Here is a 22,066-nt window from a genome sequence, read left to right on the forward strand (position 1 = left end):
CAATGAAAGAGACCCGCCTGTTGGCGGGTCTCTGCTATTGAGGGGTCAGCGCGCTGCTGGTTGGCAGCGCCGCACTGGCGGCAGCCGGATTATCCACGGGCGTAGCTTCGCTCGGCATGGCTGCGCTGGTGGTCTGGGCACTGCTGGTTGGTGTTGCCGCACTGGCGGCAGCCGGGTTATCCACGGGCGTTGACTCGCTCGGTGCAGCTGCGCTGGTGGCCGGGGCACCGCTGGTTGCCGCCGCCGCACTGGTGGCGGTTGCAGCGCTCACTGCCGCTGCCGGCTTGGCCTTCGGCTTATGAGGGGGCGGTGCAATGGGCAGGCAGGGCTGGCTCGCCCCTATGGTGCTCAACGCCTGGCAGGGGACCGGGCCGCCGATGACGATGGGCTCGCCGAGGAACTTGGGACCCTTGTCCAGCACGTAGAGGTCGAGCAGCCCCATCAGGCGGGCAAACACCTCGCGTACCCGGGTCTTGATGCCCTGATAGGCACTGGGGTCCACGGCGTTGAAGCCGACCGCCTCGATGCCGAAATGGCGGGCGATGAAGATGGCGCGCTCGTTGTGAAAGGCCTGCGAGACCACGGTGAAGTGGGCCTGACCGAACACCTCCTTGGCTCGCACGATGGAGTCCAGAGTCCGAAAGCCGGCGTAGTCGCTGTAGATGGCGTTGGCCGGGATGCCGGCCTGGATCAGAGCCCGCCGCATCTGGCGCGGCTCGTTGTACTGCACGGTGGCGTTGTCGCCGGAGACCAGGATGTAGTCCACCTTGCCGTTGTTGTAGAGCTCGGCGGCGGCCTTGATCCGGTACTTGAAGTAGTGGTTCGGGCTGCCGCCAATCAGGTACTTGGAGGTGCCGAGCACCAGGGCGACCCGGTTGTAGGGCACCGCATTGACGTCGTCGTAGGTGTAGTGACGGGCGTCCGAGACGGTCCACTCGCTGTAGCCCAGCAGTGTGGCGACGGAGGCCAGCAACAGGCAGAGGCAGGCGAGCAGGATCTTGGCAAACTTCTTCATGCGCGGTGCGGTTCGGGTCTGAAGTAAGAGGTGACAGAGGGTCATTCTATTACAAGTTGCCGCCGTACGTCAGGCTTGATGACCGCCGAAGACGTCACTCGGGCAGAGGTTGTCGCAGGGAGGGGGCGGCTAACTGCTTGATCCTGAGCCGATTAAAATCATTCATAAGCAGGGGCGGCCATGGCCGCCCCTTGTCATAGCCGTCTCGTCCTCAGTGGGAGGAGTCGTTGGCCTTGCACTCGTCGGAGTCCTTGTTGGCTTCCCACCAGGGCAGCAGCTCGCGGCCGAGCCACTGCTGGTAGGCCTCGCTGTCATTGGCAATCAGCTGGTCCAACTCGGCTTCGAAGGCACTCATGGCCTGCTGCTGATCCGGGTTACGCAGGGCCTGGGCCATGGCGAGCCAGCTGGCGCCGCGACCGGTTTCGTTCAGGAAGCGGTGCACCGTGTAGGACCAGGAGTAGACCATCTCGCCGCCCTTGTCGTAATCCAGGTGCAGGATGTCGGCCAGGGCCGGACGATCACTGGCAGGGCGGCCGGCGACGTTGTCCAGACCGCGGGCGAAGCACTGGCCGTGGGCGATGAACTCTGCCAGCCCTTCCGACCACCAGGTGGTGCGGTTGAGCGGGTAGTGGCCGAAGCTGCCGTACTGGTTGAAGCGGCCGTCCAGGTAGTGGACGTACTCGTGGCGCAGGTTCCATACCTGGAACGCTGGGCGCTTCCACTCCGCCTCGTAGGCGAAGAAGCGGGCCTGGTTGCCGGGGCGAGCCGGATCCCCTTCGAGGTAGATGCCGCCGTTGTCGGTGGAGACGCCGCCGAACAGGGCACTGCCGTAGCGTTTCCAGTCGGCGGAGGAGTTGAAGACCACCAGTTCCAGCGCCTCGTTGTGATCATCCGCCACCGGCTGCCAGCCGGTCTCCATCTGCTGGTGGAACTGCTGCTCTTCGGCACCCAGTTCACGGCAGATCCCCTCGGCCTGATCCATGGTCAGATCCTGGGCCCGCAGGCGCAGGGTCGGCGAGCAGGTGTGCTCGAACGGCAGCACGTCCTCCGCCCGGACAGGGGTGCAGAGGCCGGCGAAGTCACCGCTGATGCAGGCTTCGCTGGTGCGATCCGTGTAGGTCAGGTAGTAGGTGGAGAGGGTCAGCGACATGTCTTCCAGCAGATCCTGGCTCTGCTGGCCACCGGGGATCAGGTCGTGGTGGCGAACCAGTGCGATAACGGAGTCATCCAGTAGCTTGCGGTAGCCGTCGAGCTCGTCCGGGCGGGTATAGCGGGCGACCCGATAGAGGCGGGTGTAGGCATCCAGCACGTTGTTGAGCAGGAACAGATCGGCGCCATCCCGTCCCTTCCACAACGCGAGTTCGCTCATGCCGAGGGCGTGCAGCTGCTTGCGCAGCTCGCCATCCTGCTGGCGGAAGTCGTTGGCGAAGGGATCGCTGTAGTCGCTGGCGAAGTCGAGGAAGTTGAGCAGATCGAACAGACCGGTCGCCCAGGCGTGCTGGCCGTTGATCTCGCTGGCATGGCGGGTGCTGTAGGCCAGCATCTGGTTGAACTCGCCGAGCAGGGTGCCAAAGCGGCTCTGCACTGCCGGGCTCTTGAACTGACCGTGCAGGGCGATGCTCCAGGCACCCATGACGGCACCTACCTCGTCGCTGGCCTGCTCCGGGAAGAGCAGCGGATGGGCGCCCAGCGCGGTCAATGCCTCGGCCAGCGCCTCGGCGGCGGCCGGGCCGTCTTCCTTGTGCTTGCCGTAGTTGTGGTAGTTGTGGGCACGCACGTATTCCAGCAGCAGCTTCATGGCCGGATGGGCCGGCTGATTGGCCGCCAGCAGGCTCTGGATGCCGCGCGACACGGCCAGCAGCTTGGTGTCATCGTGACCATAGTTCTCCTGCCAGACCGGTGCGGGCTGGCCACTGGCATCCTGCACTATCTTGGCCGCTTCGGCGTCCAGCAGTTCGGTGCCCGGCAGATCCGGCTCGGAACAGGCGCGGCCGTCGGCACGGCGACAGTCGAGCTGCTCTTCCTTGCTGGCCAGCACGATGGGGCGGTTGAGCACCCGGCTCTCCTGCCACTCGGCTGTTTCCGGCAGGGTCTGCCATTCACTGCCTCCCACCGGGTATTGATAGCCGGTGTCCTTCAAAACCACCTGCACTTCGCTGCCGGCGGGCAGGGTCTGACGGCACACCCGGTAGCTGATGGTCTTGTCCCCTTCCTGACGGGTCTGGGGTTCATCGCACTCCTGCTGGGTCTTGGCCTGTTCCAGCAACCAGGTGTACTGGCGCCAGACGTGCAACTCGCTCACCTGACGGGCGGCCTGGCTGCCCGCGATGGGCTGCAGGCGGAAGAAGATCTGCTCGAGGCGGCCATCCCGTTCATTGGGGGTCTCTTCCAGCACCTTCAACTGCTGCCAGTTTTGCGGCTGGTACTGCCATGCCTGCTCGGCGCAGCGACCTTCTGCGTTGAGCTCGCAGCGATCCAGTTCCTGTTCGCTGTGACCCAGGATGACCCGCTCCGCCAGCGGCAGACGATCCTGACGCGGCGCGGTCGGGGTACCTGCCAGCGGCTCCCAGCGGCCCTGCTTCATGCCGTAGCCAAAGTCATAGCTGCTGGCCGGAACGGCCTTGCCGGCCGGCACCACCTCTTCACAGCTGAGGTAGCGGATCTGCCAGCCCTGCTCGATCTTGAGCTGCGGTTCGCCGCAGTGCTGTTCTGCCAGCGCGGCCAGGTTGGCATCGCTCCAGTCGAAGCGGCGATACACCCTCAGCTGCTGATAGGGGGCGTCGCCGCTGCGGGCGCTCAGCTCGTAGGTCACTTCGGTGAGACGATCCCCCAGCTGACGGCTGGATTCACCTTTGAGTTGATACTGTTGCCAGTCGGAGGGGGAGTAGTTGGCCAGCGCCGAAGTGGCAAACAGGCCCGGTGCTGCCAGCAGCAGCAACCTGGTACCCAGATTGTTCATTTTTATCCCTTTGCTTGATTGTCTGCGTGATTGACGCGTGCAATCTAGTCAGCCCCAAAGGGATATCAACCCACCAATCAGGCCATATAAATCATTTATTTAGATTAAATCAAAACAAAGTGAGTCCCATAGGGGGCCTGGTTGATAGCAAGGACTCATCTGCCATCTGGGGGGGATCTCAGTCTGAGGCCGGCAACTGTGATCAATGTCTCGTTTGAGGTTCTTTTGCCAAGCGGGAATGCGACAGTAGCAAGCTGGGGATCAAGCAGGAAAAGTGCTGATCTGCCTGCGTAGAAAGCCGAGTGTCGCAGTGAGTATCGTAGTGAAAAGCCGCCGGGCGGCAGTCGGCATGGCAACCGAGGAAAACGGGAGGGGGATTGGTGGATAGAGAGCAGTGATTAGCGATGCCAGCCTAGGGGAGGCTGTGGAGGCTCATTCTTTAAAAGGCGAGCAGATCCGCCCGAGGTAATGAACAACCTCGGGCAGATGGCAGGAACGACCCGATCAGAGGTAGCTGACGGTGACGATGGCCATGTTGCTGCTGCCAGCAGACAGCTTGTACTGCATGGTGCTGCTGATGGTATTGAGGCTGCCGGCTTGCTGCAGGCTGGCCAGATCCATGGTCTGGCGCTGAGTGCCGGAATAGCAGGTCACGCTGTTGTCGGCAAAATCGCAGGGAGCTTCGTAGATGGTACCGGTGAAGGTGATGGTGCCGTCGGCGGCGGAGGCAGTGGTAGGCAGCAAGGCAGCACCCAGCAGCATGGCTGCGGCGGCAGAAGAAGCGAAACGGATGGCGCTGTTGCGAACGGAAGCGGTGGAAGTGTTCATTTTTATGTCCTTTTCGTCACATGTCGTTGTACGAAAAGGGCAACGCAATCAAAGAGAATGACACAGATACAACTGATGACATCGCTCTTCTCAGATGGCAGCTCCGCTGTCTTAGGTTATGAACCCTTAGACCGGTGGCTTTGCGTCCCGACCTTTCGACCGGTTTGCCCTTTACTCTATGTTTAGATGATAACACCCCACTTTGAGAAATCAATCGCCATAAAAAAGTGTGGGATATCAGTCACAAATAAAATTTTATATATGACCGTGACAGGAAATATATTGTCTGGCCCATATTAGACGGTATATATCCAATCTTGTTCATCACTATTGGTTACTGGTTTTCGACGAAGCCTTATTCTGTGGTGAACATACATGACTGGCATCCGGTGAATTAAAATCAAGGCCACACTGGATGGTGGCAAGAGCAGATATATCAGCTTTCCCCCAAGTCTAATTGGTTAAAATGATTACCTGATTACCTGATTACCTGATTACCTGATTACCTGATTACCTGATTACCTGATTACCTGATTACCTGATTACCTGATTACCTGATTACCTGATTACCTGATTACCTGATTACCTGATTACCTGATTACCTGATTACCTGATTACCTGATTACCTGATTACCTGATTACCTGATTACCTGATTACCTGATTACCTGATTACCTGATTACCTGGCTATATGAGTGAGCCGTTTCGACTATTGCTTTATGGGTATTTTTAGAATCACCTAAAATACTTCTCAAATATTATTTTGTTGTGTTTTTGTTAATGGTTGTTAAGTGATTAAAAATATCCGATTTAAAATTATGCAATGGGTGTTTGCTATATGAGTGTTATTTATTTCATGGCGTTCGTCAATGTTCCTGTTTGATTTTAACTTATTGTTTTATATGTGTTTATAACTGAATTTATAAAAATCAAAATGTATTTGATGTGCATTATATGAGTCGTTAATTTGTCCATCAAGCAAAAGCGGAACACGGCTTTCTGCACAGACGACAAGGATGTATGTAGTTGTGCAGTTGAGGTGTAGCGGGAACTGCCCCTGATGCGGTGTGCTGCTTTTGCTTATTTAAATAGACCTTAAAAGGCACAGCTGATTATTGGCATGACCCCTCACCGGCTTAATGAGAGGTTGAGCACCAGCAGTTGCTGTGCAGTATATCGCGGCATCACTGAAGATCGTGACTCCAGCATGATTGGAGTGATGCAGTACAACACACGTTAATGTAGGTATAAACGAATGAAAGCTAACAAGATTCTGGTTGCTATGGGTGTTGGTTCCATGTTGCTGTGCGGCTCCGCTGTTGCTGCCGGTGGCGCTGGTTCAGGCAAAGTCACCTTCAATGGTGAAATCATCAACGCTCCTTGCTCCGTTGCTCCTGAGTCTGTTGACCAGGTAGTTGAAATGGGTCAGATCAGCACCAAAGAGCTGGCCAGCGGTGGCGAGTCCAACTCCAAGCCGTTCAGCATCAAGCTGCTGAACTGTGAAATCTCCGACAAGGAAGATGCCGTCAAGGTAACCTTCAGCGGTGCCAAAGACCCGGTAGATTCCAGCCTGCTGGTTATCGGTGGTGGTGACGCCGCGGGTGCCGGTATCAAGATGACCGCTCCGGGTGGTGCCCCGATCGTACTGGGTACTCCGACTGCCGCCTTCGGCCTGGTCAACGGTGACAACGAGCTGCCCTTCAGCGCCGTGCTGAAAGGTTATGCCGATCAGACCGCCAACCCGCTGAAAGCCGGCGCTTTCACTGCAGTGACCAACTTTACTCTCTCCTACGAGTAATAGAGTGCCTTAACGTGTGATCAGGGTTGTGGTGGTGCGAGCCACCACAACCTCACACATTCTGTCTCCTCACATCGAACCTTGATCATGAAAACTTCAATGATGGCAGCCATGGTGCTGCAGCTGGTGATGATGGCGGGATCAGTCCACGCCAATGAACTCACGGATGGACTGGCCGAGTCGGGCTGTACGCTGGAGGTGCTGCGCAGCATTCCGCTGCAGGCTCGGCAACCGGGCACGCTGAAAATCAGCGGCTGTCAGGTTGAAGGGGCGACGGAGGCATCACTGCCTTTTATTTCCATGTCCGTGCGCGGTGCCATGAGCGATGAGCTGGGCATTCTCAACAACGGCCAATATCACAAGGTATCCGGCGAACGCTTTATTGTTTCGGATATCGTCAACAGTGATCTGGAATTCAATTTGGGGCTCACCAGCAGTCAGCTGTTTTTTCCGGATAGTACGACGCTGTTTGAACTCAATTATATGTAAGCAAGCCAATTGCTTAGTGTAGATACCTCATTACGTGAGACCGTTATGCAATTCCTAGAGTGAAAATATGAGCGTTTCAACATCAGACTCTGTGAGAAAAAAACATTATTCAAAAATGGTTTTCATGCTATGCGTGCCCGGCCTGATGGCGGTGGCAAATCACGCATGGGCAGAAACGGAGTTTAATATTGATGCGCTCGATCTGGACGAACGGACCAAGATCGACCTCTCCCAGTTTGCCGACGAAGGTTACATCCTGCCCGGCGACTACTACCTCGAGATCGAGGTCAACAAGAACAAGCTGCCCCTGCAGAAGATCCCTTTCTACGAGACCGATACCGGCAAGGGAAAGGGTGGGGTGGCCTGCCTGCCGCAAGAGGTGATCCCCAAGCTGGCGCTGACCGACGAGGCCATCGCCAAGATCGATACCTGGCACGATGGCCAGTGTGCCAACCTGCTGGCGCTGGACGGCGTGGTGATCGCGAACGACATAGGTAACGGCTTGCTGCGCATCGCCGTGCCGCAGGCGTGGATGAAGTACAGCGATCCCAACTGGATTCCGCCCGAACAGTGGGATGAAGGGATCCCGGGGATGATGCTGGATTACAACATCAACGCCCAGGTCAACGAAGGGGATGGTTACTCCAACCGCAACATCAGCAGCTACGGTACCCTGGGGTTCAACTATGGCGCCTGGCGCCTGCGGGGCGACTACCAGGCCAATGCCTACTGGGGTGACAACGAGCGCACCACTTCCGAGCTGAACCGCATCTATGCCTATCGTCCGCTGCCACACATGGCCGCCAAGCTGACGGTGGGCGAGCAGCAGCTCAACTCCCAACTGATCGACGGCTTCCGCTATACCGGCGTCAACCTGGCCAATGACGAGCGCATGCTGCCGCCGAGCCTGCAGGGCTATGCGCCGGAAGTGAGCGGGATCGCCAAGACCAACGCCAAGGTCACCATCTCCCAGTCCGGCCGCATCCTCTATGAGACCAACGTGCCGGCCGGTCCGTTTCGCATCCAGGGGCTGGACAGCTCGGTACGCGGCCGCCTCGACGTACGGGTGGAGGAGCAGGATGGCAGCGTCAACTCGTTCCAGGTCGACACCGCGACCGTCCCCTATCTGACTCGCCCCGGCTACGTCCGATACAACCTGGCGGTCGGTGCCCCTTCCGAACAGACTGATTCGGTTCATGATGTGCACGGTCCGGCCTTTGTGACCGGAGATTTCTCCTGGGGGGTGGCCAACTCCTGGTCGCTGTACGGTGGTAGCCTGGTTGCGGGTGAATACAACTCCATGGGGCTGGGTATCGGTCGCGATCTCTATGCCTTCGGCGCCATCTCGGCCGACCTGACCCAGTCCATTGCCAAGCTGCCGGGCCTGTCGACCAAGATTGGCCAGTCGGTGCGGGTGAACTACGCCAAGCAGTTTGATGAATACAACAGCTCGATCACCTTCGCCGGTTATCGCTTCTCCCAGCACAACTTCATGACCATGTCGCAGTTCCTGAGCAACAAGGAGCGGCTGGAGAAGAACGAGACGACCTCGAGCGATGACTACAACACCTGGGGTGACAAGGAGCTCTACACCATCACCGCCAACAAGACCTTCTGGGCGGAGGATGCGGCCAAGGCGCTGACAGTCTATCTGGACTACACCCACAGAACTTATTGGGAGCACGATGCCGAGGATCGCTACGGCCTCACCATCAACAAGAACGTGAATATCGGCAGCTTCAAGGATGTCTCCGTCTATGTGTCGGCCTACAAGACCAAGACCGAGAACTACGAGGATGACAAGAGCGTCATGCTGACCCTGAGCATGCCGATCGGGGACAGAAAGAGCGCGGGATACAGCGTGCAGTCCTCCAATGGCAAGATCACCCATCTGGCCACCTATCAGGATTACAGCCGGCCAGACGATACCTATCAGCTGGGGGCGGGCGTGCAGAGCAACGGTCACGCCGTGGCGCGGGGTTACTACAACCACAACAGCGACATCGGGGCGGTCAGCCTCAATGCCTACAGCGTGCAGAGCGAATACACCTCGGTCGGCGCCAGCCTGCGTGGCGGTCTGACGGCGACCCAGCACGGTGCGGCCCTGCACCAGGCGACCCGCCGTGGCGGTACCCGCATGATGGTGGATACCGACAAGACCTCCGGCGTCTCCTTCAACAACGGCCGCGCCGTGACCAACCGCTTTGGCGTCGCGGTGATCAGCGACATGACCGACTATCGCAAGAGCGACACCCGGGTGGATGTGGATCAGCTGAGCGATGACATCGATGCGATGAACGCCATCAAGCAGGGGACCCTGACCGAGGGCGCAATTGGGTATAATGCCTTCGAAATGGCCGAAGGATTCAAGCTGCTGGCCAACGTCAAACTGCCCGATGGCTCAGTGCCGCCGTTTGGCGCCACCGTCGTCAAGGATTCTGGCCGGGTGCTCTCGGTGGTGGATGAAGATGGCCTGGTCTATCTGACCGGGGTGAAACCGAATGAAGCGTTTGAACTCTCCTGGGGCGGCGCCCGCCAGTGCAAGATAGTGGCACCGCAACAAGTAACCGATCTGTCGATGAAGACTCTCACTTGCAAGTAATGGGATACCGATGAAAAAGCTGCTCTCTTATACCTGTCTGGCCGTGCTGGGCATGACCTCGCTCAACGTCAGCGCTGCCATCGTGCTGGACCGTACTCGTGTCGTCTATCCGGGCGGTGCCAAGTCCATCAGCCTCAACATCAAGAACGAGAACCAGAAGCTGCCCTACCTGGCGCAGTCCTGGATTGAAGATGCCCAGGGCCAGAAGATCGCATCTCCCTTCGCGGTACTGCCACCGGTACAGCGAGTGGACGCCAACCAGAAGTCCATCGTGCGGATCGCCAGCGTGCCGGCCATCGATAGCCTGCCCAAGGATCGCGAGTCCATCTACTACTTCAATCTGCGCGAGATCCCGCCCAAGAGCGAGAAGAGCAACGTGATGCAGATTGCCGTGCAGTCCAAGATCAAGCTGTTCTACCGCCCCGAGGCCATCCTGCCCGAGCGCGGTGCCATCTGGCAGGATCAGGTGCTGATCACCAAGCAGGGCAAGGCCCTCAAGGTCAACAACCCGACTCCTTACTACATCACCTACGTGGGCCTCGGCCATCCGCAGGGCAAAGGGAGAACCGCGATGAAGGGCTTTTCGGCCTTTATGGTTGCCCCCAAGTCAGAGCAGACGGTCACCATCCCGGAAGCACTGGGCAATGAATTTGTGATCAGCTACGTCAATGACTACGGCGGATATATGGATATCAAATACCAGTGCACAGACAATGCCTGTAAAGCAGTGAAGGAGAAATGAAGATGATATTGCGTACGGGTGTACTTGGTATCATGTTCTTGTCCATGCCGGCGCTGGCTATTAACGGTGAAGTCAGGGCCGATACCAAGACCTATGACATTGAGCTGACCAAGGAAGATATTGCCAACCAGACGGGGGCTCTGAAGGAGTTTGGTTGGGATCTGGCCGGAACATATAATGGTACGGCCATATGTCCTGATCAAGATATTATTAACCAGCCATTTTATTACAAGGCGGTCATGAGTGCCGGACTGCCCAGTGTTGGTGGTGGGTACGTTAAATTAAATGAGTTTCTCGATCTCAAGGTTGATATCTGGATTGAAGGGAATCGCAAGGAATATGTGAATGCCCCTTTCAATGAGGAGTCCAACAGAGGGCAGTTCACGTGCCGTAAACGAAATGGTTCTGCAACCTTCGGCTTTCGCAGTGGTAGCAAGGGAAAGGTAACATTCCGCGTTCGCAAGCCCATTATCAATGGTGTGCACATTGCTGACCATGAAATAGTCGAAATGTTTGGACGTCTGGGTAAAACAGATGTCGGTTTCAATAATGAAGTCATGTCCAGGATCGTCATCAAATCCTCCGTGCTGTATGTGCCAGAAAAGTGCACTATCAATGGAGGGCAGACGATTGAGGTCGAATTCGGTGATTTGCCTGGCACCGGGTTGGATGGCAACAATTTTGAAAAAACAGTACCACTTAACTTCGTGTGCAGTGGTGGGGAATTTGATAAGGATAAGCCATTGAAAATAAACCTCGCCATTTCTGGTAAACCCACATCATTTAACCAGAGTTATCTCAGAACCACTCGAGATGGATATAAAGGTGGTGATGTTATCAATAATCTTGGCATCAAATTCAAACAGCTGGATGGCTCGACACTGAATCTGAATGACTGGTATCCAGTATCCATGCAGGGAAATATCGGTGATTGGGGGTTTATTGCCGCCCCGATAAGTCCCGCCGGTGCTGAAGTCGCTGCCGGTGATTTCTATGCAACCGGTACCATTGTTGCGTCATTCCAGTAGGAGTCGATATGTTGCGCTTAGGCTGTTTGGGGTTGCTGATTTTCCCGCTGTGGGTCAATGCAGCGGCTGATGACCTTGAACTTCTTGGTGGAGAGCTCAATCTCCATGGTCGGATCATTGACCAGCCCTGTGTGGTCGCCCCCGAATCCCTTGAGCAGGAGGTCGAGATGGGAGTGGTCGATGTGAAGCAACTCTATGCCAATGGGGCCGGGGAGCAGGTGCCTTTCTCTATCCGTCTGACCAACTGCAAGCCGGGGATTTTCCGCATGGCCAAGGTGACCTTTACTGGCTCGAAGGATACCCAGCTCAGCGGCGGGCTGGCCTTTACCGCGGGCATTGCCAAGGGCGCCGGCATCCGCTTGTATGACGTGACCCAGACACCCCTGGATCTGGGCACCCCTTCCCGCGGTTATTTGCTGGGCGGCAGCGCAGACAATGAGCTGCAATTCTTTGCCCGGGTGGAAGGGCACCCGGACGCGCTGGCGGCCAAGAACATCCAGCCCGGTGACTATTCTGCCGTTGCCAACTTCATCGTTGCTTATGAATAAACTCAGAGGTCATTGCGCTGGATGACCTTTGAATTGCCGAGGCTGGGCCAGGTGATGACGCCACCAAGATAATTGGAGAGGTAAATGCCGCCCGGCAACTGAACAAATTGTGCCGTTTGTTTGGGTGGCGTCAACGCCGCTACCAGGGTTGCTACCATGCCATTGCTGGTCAGCGCTTGCTGATCAATGAAATTGACGATGGTATTTTTCACCTCGACCGAAATGTCGCCATCATCCCGCTCCAGATCCCCGACGGAATCCAGATTGAACAGTGTTTTGCCCTGATTGTCGGTGGCGATCACGGTTGCCACCACTATTTCCCTGTTCATGGTGACAATGAATTTACTCTTTCTGGTCATCTCCACCCAGTTATCCGGCGCCTGGCAATTGCTGTGATATCGGACTGTGGTATCTGGATTGTTGTAATAGTTGTGGGAAACATTGTCTCCCTGCTGGGTCATGGTGGTGATCACACATTGTACTTCTTCCGCCACTGGATGACCGCTGCGCAGCAGAAAGATATTCTCCGATAATTTCCTGCTGTTATTGTCGATGGAAAAATAGCTGATGGCTTCTTTACCGACCAGAATGGAAACCTGTTCATCCGCCTTGCGTGAAATACGCTGTATCAAGGGTGTCAGCGAATCGATTTTCACATTCAGCGCTTTTTCCGTCTCGCTGGTCATATAGAGGGAAATCTGGCTGAGATTGATGGTACGCAGCGTATTTGCCGTCGCATAGTTATAGATGACGATAGCCAGCGAAGTCAGTGATACCAGCAGTAGAGCAAACAGCAGAATACGCTTTGGGCTGAAATAGCGGTCATATTTGCGGCGAGTATATTGCCGTCTGGCCTGAGGTGCATGAGAAGGATTCGCCGCTTGAGCTTCTTCATTTGGTGCAGCTTCTTCGGTCTCTCCAGCGGCCTCAATAGGGGCACAAAAGATATATCCCACGCGTGGAATAGTATCGATCGCATCCATCAAACCGAATGATTCCAGCTTTCTTCTCAATGAGAGGATCTGCCGGTTTAGGTTGGTATCGGTATTGTCCTGGTTTGGCCACAAGGCATCTTGCAGTTTGCTTCTTGGAATGACACTGCCTGCCTCATCACACAGCATTTCGAGCAGCTCGGCTTCTTTGTTGCTGAGCTTGATGTCCTTTTCTCCCTTAGAGAGTCGGAATATTGCCGCGGAGAAAAATATCTCCTCTGCAATTTTATAATTTTTGTTACTCATGTGTGACTCGCCTTACTGCCAAGGAGAGCATTTTACCACCATGCAGTCTTTGTTCAAATAATGCAAAATTGACAATATCTTTAACTATCAAACGGTTACCTTTCCATTGAAATGCATGATGGCGGATATGGTACTACAGGTAATTAATTCAGTTCAAAAAACGTGCAAAAAAATAGCCATTTATGTAATCGTTCTCACTTACTTGGGGCTGTGAGGGGGATTTTGACACCGCCAGCATTTTCTTTCGAATAATGTGCGTATTTGGATGACTCCTGCATGCCAAGTCCTGTCGCAGGAGTGATTATTGCGCCTTAAGAATATTCTGATATTGCCTGCGCTGCGGCTTGAGGTGACCGCCCAGATCGGGCCAGGGGTGCCACTGGTCCGGCACCATGAAACCGGGCAGGGTCTGCCGGATCCAGGCCGCCAGCTCGGCAGGGGGCACCGGTTCGCCATGCCAGTCGATGAAGGCGGCCGGCCTCTGCCCCCACTCATCGCTTGGCACCGGCACCACCAGCGCCTGCGCCACGGCGGGGTGATCCACCAGTCGCTGCTCTATGGCCTCGGGCTGGATGTTCTCACCCCCGGAGATGAAGAGATTGTCGAGCCGCCCCTCCACCACCAGTTCGCCATCGACGGTGAAATGCCCCTTGTCGCGGGTGTGGAACCAGCCTGCCTCATCGAGCGGCCGCTCCAGCCCACCTGCTTTGAAATAGCCGGCAAACAGGGTGTCACCGCGCACGCAGATCTCCCCCTGCTGGATGCAGACCTCCCGCCCGGGCAGCGCCTTGCCCACCACGCCGGCAGTGGACGGTCGACCGGTGCAGACCTGGCTGCCCATCTCGGAGAGGCCGTAGCTCACCTTGGGCACCAGCCCCATGGCGCTCAACCGGTTCACCAGGGGCTGGGGAATGGCGGCGCCGCCGAGCAGCAGCTCGCGCAGCCGGGTTCTGGCGGGATCGAAGCCTTCTGCCAGCAGTCGCCAGAGCTGGGTCGGCACCAGGGAGAGATGGGTGATGGGTTGCTGCTCGAGCCGCTCCCTGAGCGGGCGGCTGCGATCGTCCAGCACCAGGGCTGCACCTGCCAGAAAGACCCGGAACAGGATGGCGTAACCGCCGACATGAAACAGCGGCAGGGAGAGCAGCCAGCCGCACTCGGCGTCGAGTGGGATCACGGTAGCCGAGCCCCGCGCCGAGGCCAGATGATTGGCCAGCCGGTGTACCACGGCCTTGGGCGTGCCGCTGGAGCCCGAGGTGAGGATCATGTTGTTGGGCCGGGCAGGATCCAGCATGCAGTCGCCCTCGTCCGCCACCAGCTCATGGGTGAAGTCGAGCCGCAGTGGCTGCCAGCTGCCGGCCGGGATCTCGCCTGCCGACCAGCAGGCCTTGACGGTGAGCAGGGCTGCCAGCTCCGCTTGCCGCGTCAATGGAAAGGCAGGGTTGAGCGGGCAGAAGACGATGCCGCTGCGCACACAGGCCCAAGCCAGCAACAGGTCGGGCAGGGCGCCGCGCACCACGGCGGCGAGGCGATCACCGGCCTGCAGGCCCGCCTGCCCCAGCTGTTGGCACAGGCCGTTGAGTCTGGCATCCAGCTGCTGGTAGGTGAGCGGGTCGGCGGCGTGAATGGCGATGCGGTCCGGGGAGGACCTCGCCCAGTGACGCACCGGGCAAGGTTGCAGAGGGTGGTAATGGTCAGATAGCGGTGGCATGCAGGCCCCTTCAATCACGGTGAAACAGGGGCTCCAGCAGGCTCAGGTCGGGTTTGCCGGTCGCGTCCAGCAGATCGGTGGCCAGCCAGCGTTTGGTATCCAGGCCGGGGGCCTGATCCGGCGCCCATTCACCCGCCAGATGGAACAGCTGGTTCAGGCCGAGGCCGGATTCGAAGCAGGAGGAGACGATCACCTTGAGGCGTAGCTCGCGAGCGCGGGCGACCAGCGCCTCGCAGTGGGCCAGGGAGCCGAGCAGGGTGGGCTTGAGTACCAGGGCGCGCAGCTGGGGGATGGGCTCCCACGGCTTGCCCTGGGCCAGCAGCTCGTCGATGGCCACCGGCATGCCGGTGCGATTGGCCACGAAGGCGATGTCGGCAAAGTCGGCGCAGGGGTCTTCCAGGTACTCGATCCGGTTTGGATCCAGATGGCCGCAGAAGGCCCAGGCCTCCTCGCGGGTCCAGCCCTGGTTGGCGTCCAGCACCAGCTTGAGGGTAGGGATGCGGTCGCACAGCAGGCGGATCAGCGCCAGCTCGTCGCGCATGGGGTAACGGGCCACTTTCAGCTTGGCCTTGCTGGGGGTCTTGTGCAGCCAGTTCTTCCAGTGTTTGAGCAGCTCCTGGGGGAGCCCTGAATAAGCGGATAAGGCTCCGGCAGCGGGGTGGTCTGGGCAGGCCAGCAGCGGCGGGCGCAGTCCAGCCCGAATTGCACCGAAGGGAGCTGCGGGGCGATCTCCTGCCCCGCCGCCAGCAGTTCCAGACAGGCGATGGCTTCGGCTTGCGCCTCGGCCAGGCTCTCGCGGGAGAAGCCGGGCAGGGGGGCGATTTCCCCCCAGCCGTCGTCAACGCGGACCAACAGGCCCTCTCGCGCCACCTCCACCTTGCCGTGAAAGGTCAGGGGCTGGGTAAAAGGCAGTTGGTAGCGATAGAGAGCGAGTGTCATCAGGGATTCCGCTTGTATTTGGAGAAGTCGGGACGGCGTTTCTCGTTGAACGCGTTGCGCCCTTCCTGACCCTCTTCGGTCATGTAGAACAGCATGGTGGCATTCCCCGCCAGCTCCTGCAAGCCGGCCTGACCGTCGCAGTCGGCGTTGAGGGCGGCCTTCAGGCAGCGCAGCGCCATCGGGCTGTTTTGCAGCATCTCGCGGCACCAGCGCACGGTTTCACGCTCCAGCTCAGCCAGCGGCACGACGGTATTGACCAGCCCCATGTCGAGGGCTTGCTTGGCATCGTACATGCGGCAGAGGAACCAGATCTCGCGGGCCTTCTTCTGGCCGACGATGCGCGCCATGTAGGAGGCACCCCAGCCGCCGTCGAAGGAGCCCACTTTCGGACCGGTCTGGCCGAACTGGGCGTTGTCGGCGGCGATGGTCAGATCGCACATCATGTGCAGCACGTGGCCGCCACCGACCGCGTAGCCGGCCACCATGGCAACGACCGGTTTCGGGCAGGTGCGGATGTCGCGCTGGAAGTCGAGCACGTTGAGGTGATGGGTCCCCTCGTCATCGCGATAGCCACCGTAGTCGCCACGGATCTTCTGGTCACCGCCGGCGCAGAAGGCCTTCTCGCCAAAGCCGGTCAGGATGATGGTGCCGACCTGATCGTCGTAGCGGGCGTCGGCCAGCGCCTGCAGCATCTCTTTGACGGTGCGGGGGCGGAAGGCGTTGCGTACCTGGGGGCGGTTGATGGTGATCTTGGCAATGCCATCGTCGGACTTGTGATAGAGGATATCCTCGTAACCGGCGGAGCAATCACGCCACTCGACGGGGGCATAGAGTTCCGCTTCAGTCATTGCTTCAATCATGACGCTTCTCTTCTTGTTGTTGGTTGGCCCACTCCGCGAGGAGCCGGGCAAAAGTCTCAGGCTGGTGGGCATGCAGATTGTGGCCGCCATCCAGCTCCAAGTGGTTGATTTTGCGATGCTGACTCGCCATGAGGCAAGCCAGCTGATGGAATTTGTGATCCCGCTTGCCGCTCACGTAGGTGACCGGCAGCGCACCTTGCGCCAGCCAGTCGCCGAGATCCGGTTGCTGCCCCAGGGAGGTGGCGCGCAGCATGGCGGCCACGGCCTTGCCGTCGTTGCCAAGGCGGCGGGCTATCTGGCGGGCGCGGGCATCCTCGCCCAGATCGGCGAACACCCCCTGCCGATACCAGTCGGCCAGCACGGCCGCCAGGGGCTCCTGCTCGAAGCGCCGGGCCCAGCCCTCATCGTGGGCGAGGCGGGCGGGCCGCTCTGCCGGTGGCAGGCCGGGGTGGCAGTTCTCCAGCAGCAGGGCCTGCAACCCAGCCGGCGTCTGGCTGGCGTGATAGAGGGCGAGTCGCCCCCCCAGCGAATAGCCCGCCAGTTGGTAGCGATCGATGTCGCGCGCGGCCAGCTCGTCGCACAGCCAGCGATGGGCTTGCTCGAACCCTGCTACCCGCACAGCCTGGTTGCTGCCGTGGCCCGGCAGATCCAGCGCCAGGCTGGGGAGGCCGGCCAGGGCCGCCTGCACGGGTTGCCAGTCGTTGGCATCGCCGAGCAGGCCGTGCAGCAGTACCAGCGTCGGCTGGTCGGCACTAGCTGCCACGGATTGCGCTTCCCAGTGCCTTCAGATCCTCGGCGACTTCGCTGCTGGGGACCTTGATTTCAATCAGCGTTACCCCCTTTTCCAGCGCGGCGGCGTAATCCCGTTCAAAGTCGGCGAGGGTGGCCGGCGCCCGGTAGTGGAGGCCGAACATGGCGGCGGCGTGTTCGAAGTGCAGGCCGTGGGGCAGGCAGTAGTAGGTCTCCAGCAGCGCGTCCTGGGTCGGCACCGGCAGCATGCGAAAGATGCTGCCGCCGTCGTTGTTGAGCAGGATCACCACCAGCGGCCGGCTCGATTTGCCAAGCAGCGCCAGGCTGTTGAGGTCGTGCAGGGCGCTGAGATCGCCGAGCAGCAGGGTGGTGGGCTCATTGCTGCCTGGCTGGACCGATTGCGCGAAGCCGTAGGCGGTGGCGATGAGGCCGTCGATGCCGGAGGCGCCACGATTGGTCATCACCCGGCTGGGGCCCTTGCCTGCCTCGCCGAGCATGTCCATCAGCCGGGCCGGCATGCTGTTGCCGACAAACAGCTGGCCTCTGATCAGCTGGTTCAGGCGATGGCACACCCCGAGCTCGGAGAAACGCTCGCAGGCGCTGTGCACCTGCTGGCTCACGGCCTGCTGGCGCTCCGCCAGCCGGTGCCAGGGCAGGTGCGGGTGCGCCACCGGATGGGCGGCGGCAAAGGTGCCGGGTTCGCACAGCAGGCGGCGGCGCAGCCGGTAGTCCGGGTCGAGTCGGGCTGGCTGCGGGTCGATGAGCCAGTATGCCTGCCAGGGCTGCTGCTTGATGAACTGGCCGAGCCGCTTGGAAATGAGGCGGGCGCCAAATTGCAGCAGCACCTCGGCGCGGGCCAGTTCGGCCACGAAGCCGCTGTGTTGCAGGGCGAGATCGGCGTGCACCAGGTTGCGGCCATCGAAGCGCAGCTGACTCTGCAGGTCTGCCAGCAGGGGCCAGCCGAGCCGCTCGGCCAGGGCGGCGACCGCCTTGGCCTGGGCGGGATCCTGAATGCGGCCGGCGACGATGAGACCGCGCTTGCCCTGCAGCTCGTCCCAGTCTGGCTGACACGGGCAGGGTGCCTGCGCCAGTTGCCAGGGGCTCCAGGGCTCTGACGAGCTGAGCCAGTCGCCGAGGGGGCCAGGTAGGCGGAGAAGTCCAGATAGGCGTCGCCCGGATAGAGGGGTTCGGGGTACATGCAGTTGAAGTGCACCGGCCCCGGTGTGCGCGCCTGCTGGGCCAGCGCCTGATCCACCGAGCTCAGCACGAAGGCGGCCGGAATGGTGGCGGTGGGGCTCGGCAGGTTCTGCTGATAGACGGGGTAGCGGCCGAAGATCCCCTGCTGAACGATGGCCTGGTTGGCGCCGTTGTCGATGAGTTCGGGCGGCCTGTCGGCAGAGAGAATGATGAGTGGCACGCCGGTGAGTTGCGCCTCGGCCACCGCCGGCCAGAGGTTGGCCACCGCGGTGCCCGAGGTCATGATCACCGCGACCGGACGGCCGCTGCCCTTGGCCAGCCCCAGCGCCATGAAGCCGAGGCCGCGCTCGTCAAAGTGCAGATGGCGGCGAAAGCCGGGGTGGGCGGCGGCTGCCATGGTGAGCGGCGCCGAGCGCGAACCGGAGGCCAGCGCGATGTCGCGCACGCCGAGGCGAAAGAGCTCCTCCAACAAGAGGGAAGACCAGACGTGGTTGAAGGTGGCATGGTGGCTGGCAAACTCTTGGCGCGCGGACATGAGGCTCTCGCAGTGAGGAAACGGTGAGAAAACGCTATCCCAGCAGGGAGAGCACGTTGGCGATCTTGTTGTCGAGTTCGGCCCACTCGGCGACAGGCTCGGAACCCGCGACGATACCGGCGCCGGCAAACAGGGTGATGGCCTGCGCCGTGATGCGGGCGCTGCGGATGGCGACCGAGAACTCCGAGGTCTCCCGGCTCAGCATGCCGCAGGCGCCGGCATACCAGCCGCGATCATAGGGCTCGCGCTCGCGGATGAAGGCCAGCGCCGCCTCGCGCGGGGCGCCGCCCACCGCGGGGGTGGGGTGCAGCGCCTCCAGCAATTGCCAGTCGCAGACGCCGGGCTTGAGCTCGGCTTCGATGTCGCACTTGAGGTGCTGCAGCAGCCGCAGTTTGAGAATGCGCGGCTCGGTCAGGGTGGCATCTGTGGTGAGCGGCGCCAGCCGGCTGAGGATGTCGGCGTGTACCAGCCGGTTTTCCAGCCGGTTCTTGCTGTCGGCCAGCAGCTCGGCGGCCAGCGCCGCGTCGGTTGCCTCGTCGCCGGAGCGGCGGATGGTGCCCGCCAGCGCCTCGGTGAAGAGGTGCTGCTGTTCACGCCGATAGAGCCGCTCGGGGGAGCAGGCGATGAAGCTCTGCTCGGGCGAAAACTGGAAGCCGAAGTGAAAGCAGTCCTGGCCGTGCTGTGCCCAGCTGGCCAACAGCGACCAGGGGGCGACGGCCTGCGGGTCGGCCGTGAGCGTCGCATCGTCATGGGTGAGCCGGCTCTGGCGCGACAGCACCACCTTGGGGGTGTGGGCCTGGAAGTCGGGGGCGGTGACCTGCTCGACCAGGGTCTGCCATTGTGGCTGGCTCGGGCAATCTTCCCGCTGCCATGAATGACGAGTCAGCGGCGGCAGAGGGGCCTCCGGCCGAAGGGCGTCGAGGGCGGCGGCGGCGGCCTGCAGTTCGGCCTCGAAGGCGTCGCTGCCGGTCTGCTCCGGCAACCAGAGGTTGAGGCAGAGGGTGACGCACTCGCCACGGCGCACCAGTTCGATGCGGGGCAGCACGAAGCGGCAGGGGCCGAAGCCCTGCCAGCCGGGCTGGGTGGGGTCGAACGCCAGTCCGCCATAGTAGCGGGGGCTGTCATCATGGGGCTGGCTGGTGTGTTCGCAGACCTGGCGGATCGCCTGGGGCTCGGTCAGCTCGCGCAGGCAGCCCAGCGCCACGTATTCGGGGCGGTCGTGTCCTCTGGCATGCCAATAGATACGGGGATAGAGGGTCTGCGCCGCGAGCCAGCCCAGAAAGGAGCCGACCTCGATTGCCACGCGCAGCCGCACGAAGCCGCTGGCATTGCCGTGACGCAGGGCGTCCAGTTGTTGCTTGATATGGGTCTGAGCCAACATGGATTTCGTCTATGAGCCGATAGTGACGGTCCATCCTGCAGAAGGATGCCGTTGGTTTATGCCAAAGGAGCGATTATTCCTATATATTATCTGCCCATTCGTCCATGTAAATCGCCCGGGGAGCTACCTCCCGAGGGGCCAAGTATACCGAAATCCGGTTCGATAACCCTTAACACGATCAATATCTGATTGTTTGGCCATCACAATATGACAAATACCTTATCTATTTGGTTGCTGGCGGCGCGTTTGCGAACGTTGCCGCTGGCGTGCTCCTCCATTTTGCTGGGTTCCGGGCTTGCGGCCAGCCGCGGCGCCTTCGACGGCACCATCATGGCGCTCTCCCTGCTGACCGCCATTCTGCTGCAGATCCTCTCCAATCTGGCCAACGATTATGGGGATGCGGTATCCGGGGCGGACAATGGCGAACGGATCGGCCCCCAGCGCGCCGTGGTCTCCGGCCTCATCACCCGCCGGCAGATGTGCGTGGCCATGGCGCTGACCGCGCTGGCCGCAGTAGTCAGCGGCCTCGCCCTGCTGGGCTGCGCTTTTGGCGATCAGTGGCTGCAGATCCTCACCTTCGTGCTGCTCGGTGGCGCCGCCATCGTCGCCGCCATCACCTACACGGTGGGCAAGACTCCTTACGGCTATCGCGGCTTCGGCGACATCTCGGTATTCCTGTTCTTCGGCCTGCTGGGGGTGCTCGGCTCCTACTACCTGTTCACCAAGACCCTGCAGTGGGATCTGCTGCTGCCGGCCACCGCCTGCGGCCTGCTGGCCACCGCGGTGCTCAACATCAACAACGTGCGCGACATCGAGACCGACGCGGTCAGCGGCAAGATCACCCTGGCGGTGCGGCTCGGTCGCAACCGTGCCATCGCCTACCACTGGGTACTGCTGGGGGCGGCGTTGCTGACCACCATCGCCTTCCTGCTGACCCAGCCCGCCAGTTTCTGGCCCTGGATCTTCCTGCCGGCCATGAAGCCGCTCACCGATGCCGCCAAGACCCTGCGCCAGAGTTTCGATGGCGAGGTGCTGACCGGCGCGCTCAAGAAGACCGCCATCAGCGCCTTCCTGTTCAGCCTGCTGCTCTCCATCGGGCTGGCGCTCTCCTGACTGGGTGCCATGTGATCGGCAAGGCAAAAGGGCTCCCGGACGGGGGCCCTTTTTGTTGGTTGGGGTATGCTGGCCGGCCAATCACTCATCAGGTCGGAACGCCGCCATGCGCGACTCGCTCAAACAGAAAATCATTCAGGTGTGCCATCAGAAAATCGCGCAGAAGGGGGAGGCGGTCGGCGTCTCCTTCTATGCGTTCTTTACCAACCGCAACGATGATCCCGAGTTGCTGATGGAGGCGGCGACTTGGTGGATCCAGACCCAGCGCCTCGATCACTTCGAGAAGGCGAGGAAGATCCTCCAGCTGGTGGAGCAAGCGTAAAGGCGCGCTGAAACA

Annotated in this window: 16 protein-coding genes, 2 pseudogenes and 1 riboswitch; of the genes and pseudogenes, 8 read left to right on the plus strand and 10 right to left on the minus strand. The window is 60.1% G+C overall.

Annotated features, from left to right (window positions below; translation table 11 throughout):
* Window positions 1-34: 34 nt before the first annotated feature.
* The 3 genes from E5E96_RS09760 to E5E96_RS09770 all read right to left on the minus strand — a co-directional run bounded on the left by E5E96_RS09760 (window position 35) and on the right by E5E96_RS09770 (window position 4,802).
* On the minus strand, window positions 35-1,015 hold the full coding sequence (locus E5E96_RS09760; RefSeq protein ID WP_171282043.1) for a vancomycin high temperature exclusion protein: 981 nt from the start codon (window positions 1,013-1,015) through the stop codon (window positions 35-37).
* A gap of 211 nt (window positions 1,016-1,226) precedes the next feature.
* On the minus strand, window positions 1,227-3,974 hold the full coding sequence (locus E5E96_RS09765) for a collagenase (protein WP_171282044.1): 2,748 nt from the start codon (window positions 3,972-3,974) through the stop codon (window positions 1,227-1,229).
* A 504-nt stretch (window positions 3,975-4,478) separates the two neighbouring features.
* Entirely contained in the window at window positions 4,479-4,802 is a 324-nt protein-coding gene (locus tag E5E96_RS09770; RefSeq protein WP_171282045.1) for a fimbrial protein, read from the minus strand.
* A 93-nt stretch (window positions 4,803-4,895) separates the two neighbouring features.
* Window positions 4,896-4,981: riboswitch (cyclic di-GMP riboswitch) on the minus strand.
* Between the two features lie 1,075 nt (window positions 4,982-6,056).
* Between E5E96_RS09770 and E5E96_RS09775 the strand changes: the two genes are divergently transcribed.
* From E5E96_RS09775 to E5E96_RS09800, 6 genes are all read left to right on the plus strand, one after another.
* Window positions 6,057-6,599, plus strand: a complete 543-nt coding sequence (locus E5E96_RS09775; RefSeq protein WP_011704492.1) for a fimbrial protein — start codon at window positions 6,057-6,059, stop codon at window positions 6,597-6,599.
* 99 nt (window positions 6,600-6,698) lie between these two features.
* The gene (locus E5E96_RS09780; RefSeq protein WP_024943668.1) at window positions 6,699-7,088 is read left to right on the plus strand and encodes a hypothetical protein; all 390 of its coding nucleotides are present in this window, start codon (window positions 6,699-6,701) and stop codon (window positions 7,086-7,088) included.
* A gap of 67 nt (window positions 7,089-7,155) precedes the next feature.
* The gene (locus E5E96_RS09785; RefSeq protein WP_171282046.1) at window positions 7,156-9,690 is read left to right on the plus strand and encodes a fimbria/pilus outer membrane usher protein; all 2,535 of its coding nucleotides are present in this window, start codon (window positions 7,156-7,158) and stop codon (window positions 9,688-9,690) included.
* A gap of 10 nt (window positions 9,691-9,700) precedes the next feature.
* Complete coding sequence (locus tag E5E96_RS09790) at window positions 9,701-10,432, plus strand: molecular chaperone (RefSeq protein WP_101616170.1); 732 nt, start codon at window positions 9,701-9,703, stop codon at window positions 10,430-10,432.
* Window positions 10,433-10,434: 2 nt separating this feature from the next.
* Window positions 10,435-11,460, plus strand: coding sequence for a fimbrial protein (locus E5E96_RS09795; protein ID WP_045790754.1), 1,026 nt, complete (start codon window positions 10,435-10,437; stop codon window positions 11,458-11,460).
* Between the two features lie 8 nt (window positions 11,461-11,468).
* Complete coding sequence (locus E5E96_RS09800) at window positions 11,469-12,008, plus strand: fimbrial protein (protein WP_171282047.1); 540 nt, start codon at window positions 11,469-11,471, stop codon at window positions 12,006-12,008.
* Window positions 12,009-12,010: 2 nt separating this feature from the next.
* Here E5E96_RS09800 and E5E96_RS09805 read toward each other — a convergent pair whose 3' ends face one another.
* The 7 genes and pseudogenes from E5E96_RS09805 to E5E96_RS09835 form a co-directional block, all read right to left on the minus strand.
* On the minus strand, window positions 12,011-13,246 hold the full coding sequence (locus E5E96_RS09805) for a winged helix-turn-helix domain-containing protein (RefSeq protein ID WP_168755579.1): 1,236 nt from the start codon (window positions 13,244-13,246) through the stop codon (window positions 12,011-12,013).
* 301 nt (window positions 13,247-13,547) lie between these two features.
* On the minus strand, window positions 13,548-14,954 hold the full coding sequence (locus E5E96_RS09810) for a 2-succinylbenzoate--CoA ligase (protein ID WP_171282048.1): 1,407 nt from the start codon (window positions 14,952-14,954) through the stop codon (window positions 13,548-13,550).
* Window positions 14,955-14,964: 10 nt separating this feature from the next.
* Window positions 14,965-15,893 (minus strand): annotated as a pseudogene (gene menC / locus E5E96_RS09815) (o-succinylbenzoate synthase).
* On the minus strand, window positions 15,893-16,741 hold the full coding sequence (gene menB, locus E5E96_RS09820) for a 1,4-dihydroxy-2-naphthoyl-CoA synthase (RefSeq protein WP_016349300.1): 849 nt from the start codon (window positions 16,739-16,741) through the stop codon (window positions 15,893-15,895). Before menB ends, menC begins: the two are co-directional and overlap by 1 nt.
* Window positions 16,742-16,745: 4 nt before the next feature.
* On the minus strand, window positions 16,746-17,516 hold the full coding sequence (gene menH / locus E5E96_RS09825) for a 2-succinyl-6-hydroxy-2,4-cyclohexadiene-1-carboxylate synthase (RefSeq protein ID WP_171282049.1): 771 nt from the start codon (window positions 17,514-17,516) through the stop codon (window positions 16,746-16,748).
* Window positions 17,506-19,235, minus strand: a pseudogene (gene menD / locus E5E96_RS09830) (2-succinyl-5-enolpyruvyl-6-hydroxy-3-cyclohexene-1-carboxylic-acid synthase). The gene menH and the pseudogene menD overlap by 11 nt, the downstream one beginning before the upstream one ends.
* Before the next feature lie 34 nt (window positions 19,236-19,269).
* The gene (locus E5E96_RS09835; protein ID WP_171282050.1) at window positions 19,270-20,616 is read right to left on the minus strand and encodes an isochorismate synthase MenF; all 1,347 of its coding nucleotides are present in this window, start codon (window positions 20,614-20,616) and stop codon (window positions 19,270-19,272) included.
* Between the two features lie 207 nt (window positions 20,617-20,823).
* Between E5E96_RS09835 and E5E96_RS09840 the strand changes: the two genes are divergently transcribed.
* Window positions 20,824-21,729 (plus strand): 1,4-dihydroxy-2-naphthoate polyprenyltransferase, encoded by a 906-nt coding sequence (locus tag E5E96_RS09840; protein ID WP_026080210.1) that lies wholly within the window; start codon window positions 20,824-20,826, stop codon window positions 21,727-21,729.
* A 106-nt stretch (window positions 21,730-21,835) separates the two neighbouring features.
* Complete coding sequence (locus tag E5E96_RS09845; protein WP_171282051.1) at window positions 21,836-22,051, plus strand: DUF6500 family protein; 216 nt, start codon at window positions 21,836-21,838, stop codon at window positions 22,049-22,051.
* Window positions 22,052-22,066 lie beyond the last annotated feature (15 nt).

It is taken from the genome of Aeromonas sp. 1805, from assembly GCF_013085525.1.
Classification (GTDB): domain Bacteria; phylum Pseudomonadota; class Gammaproteobacteria; order Enterobacterales; family Aeromonadaceae; genus Aeromonas; species Aeromonas hydrophila.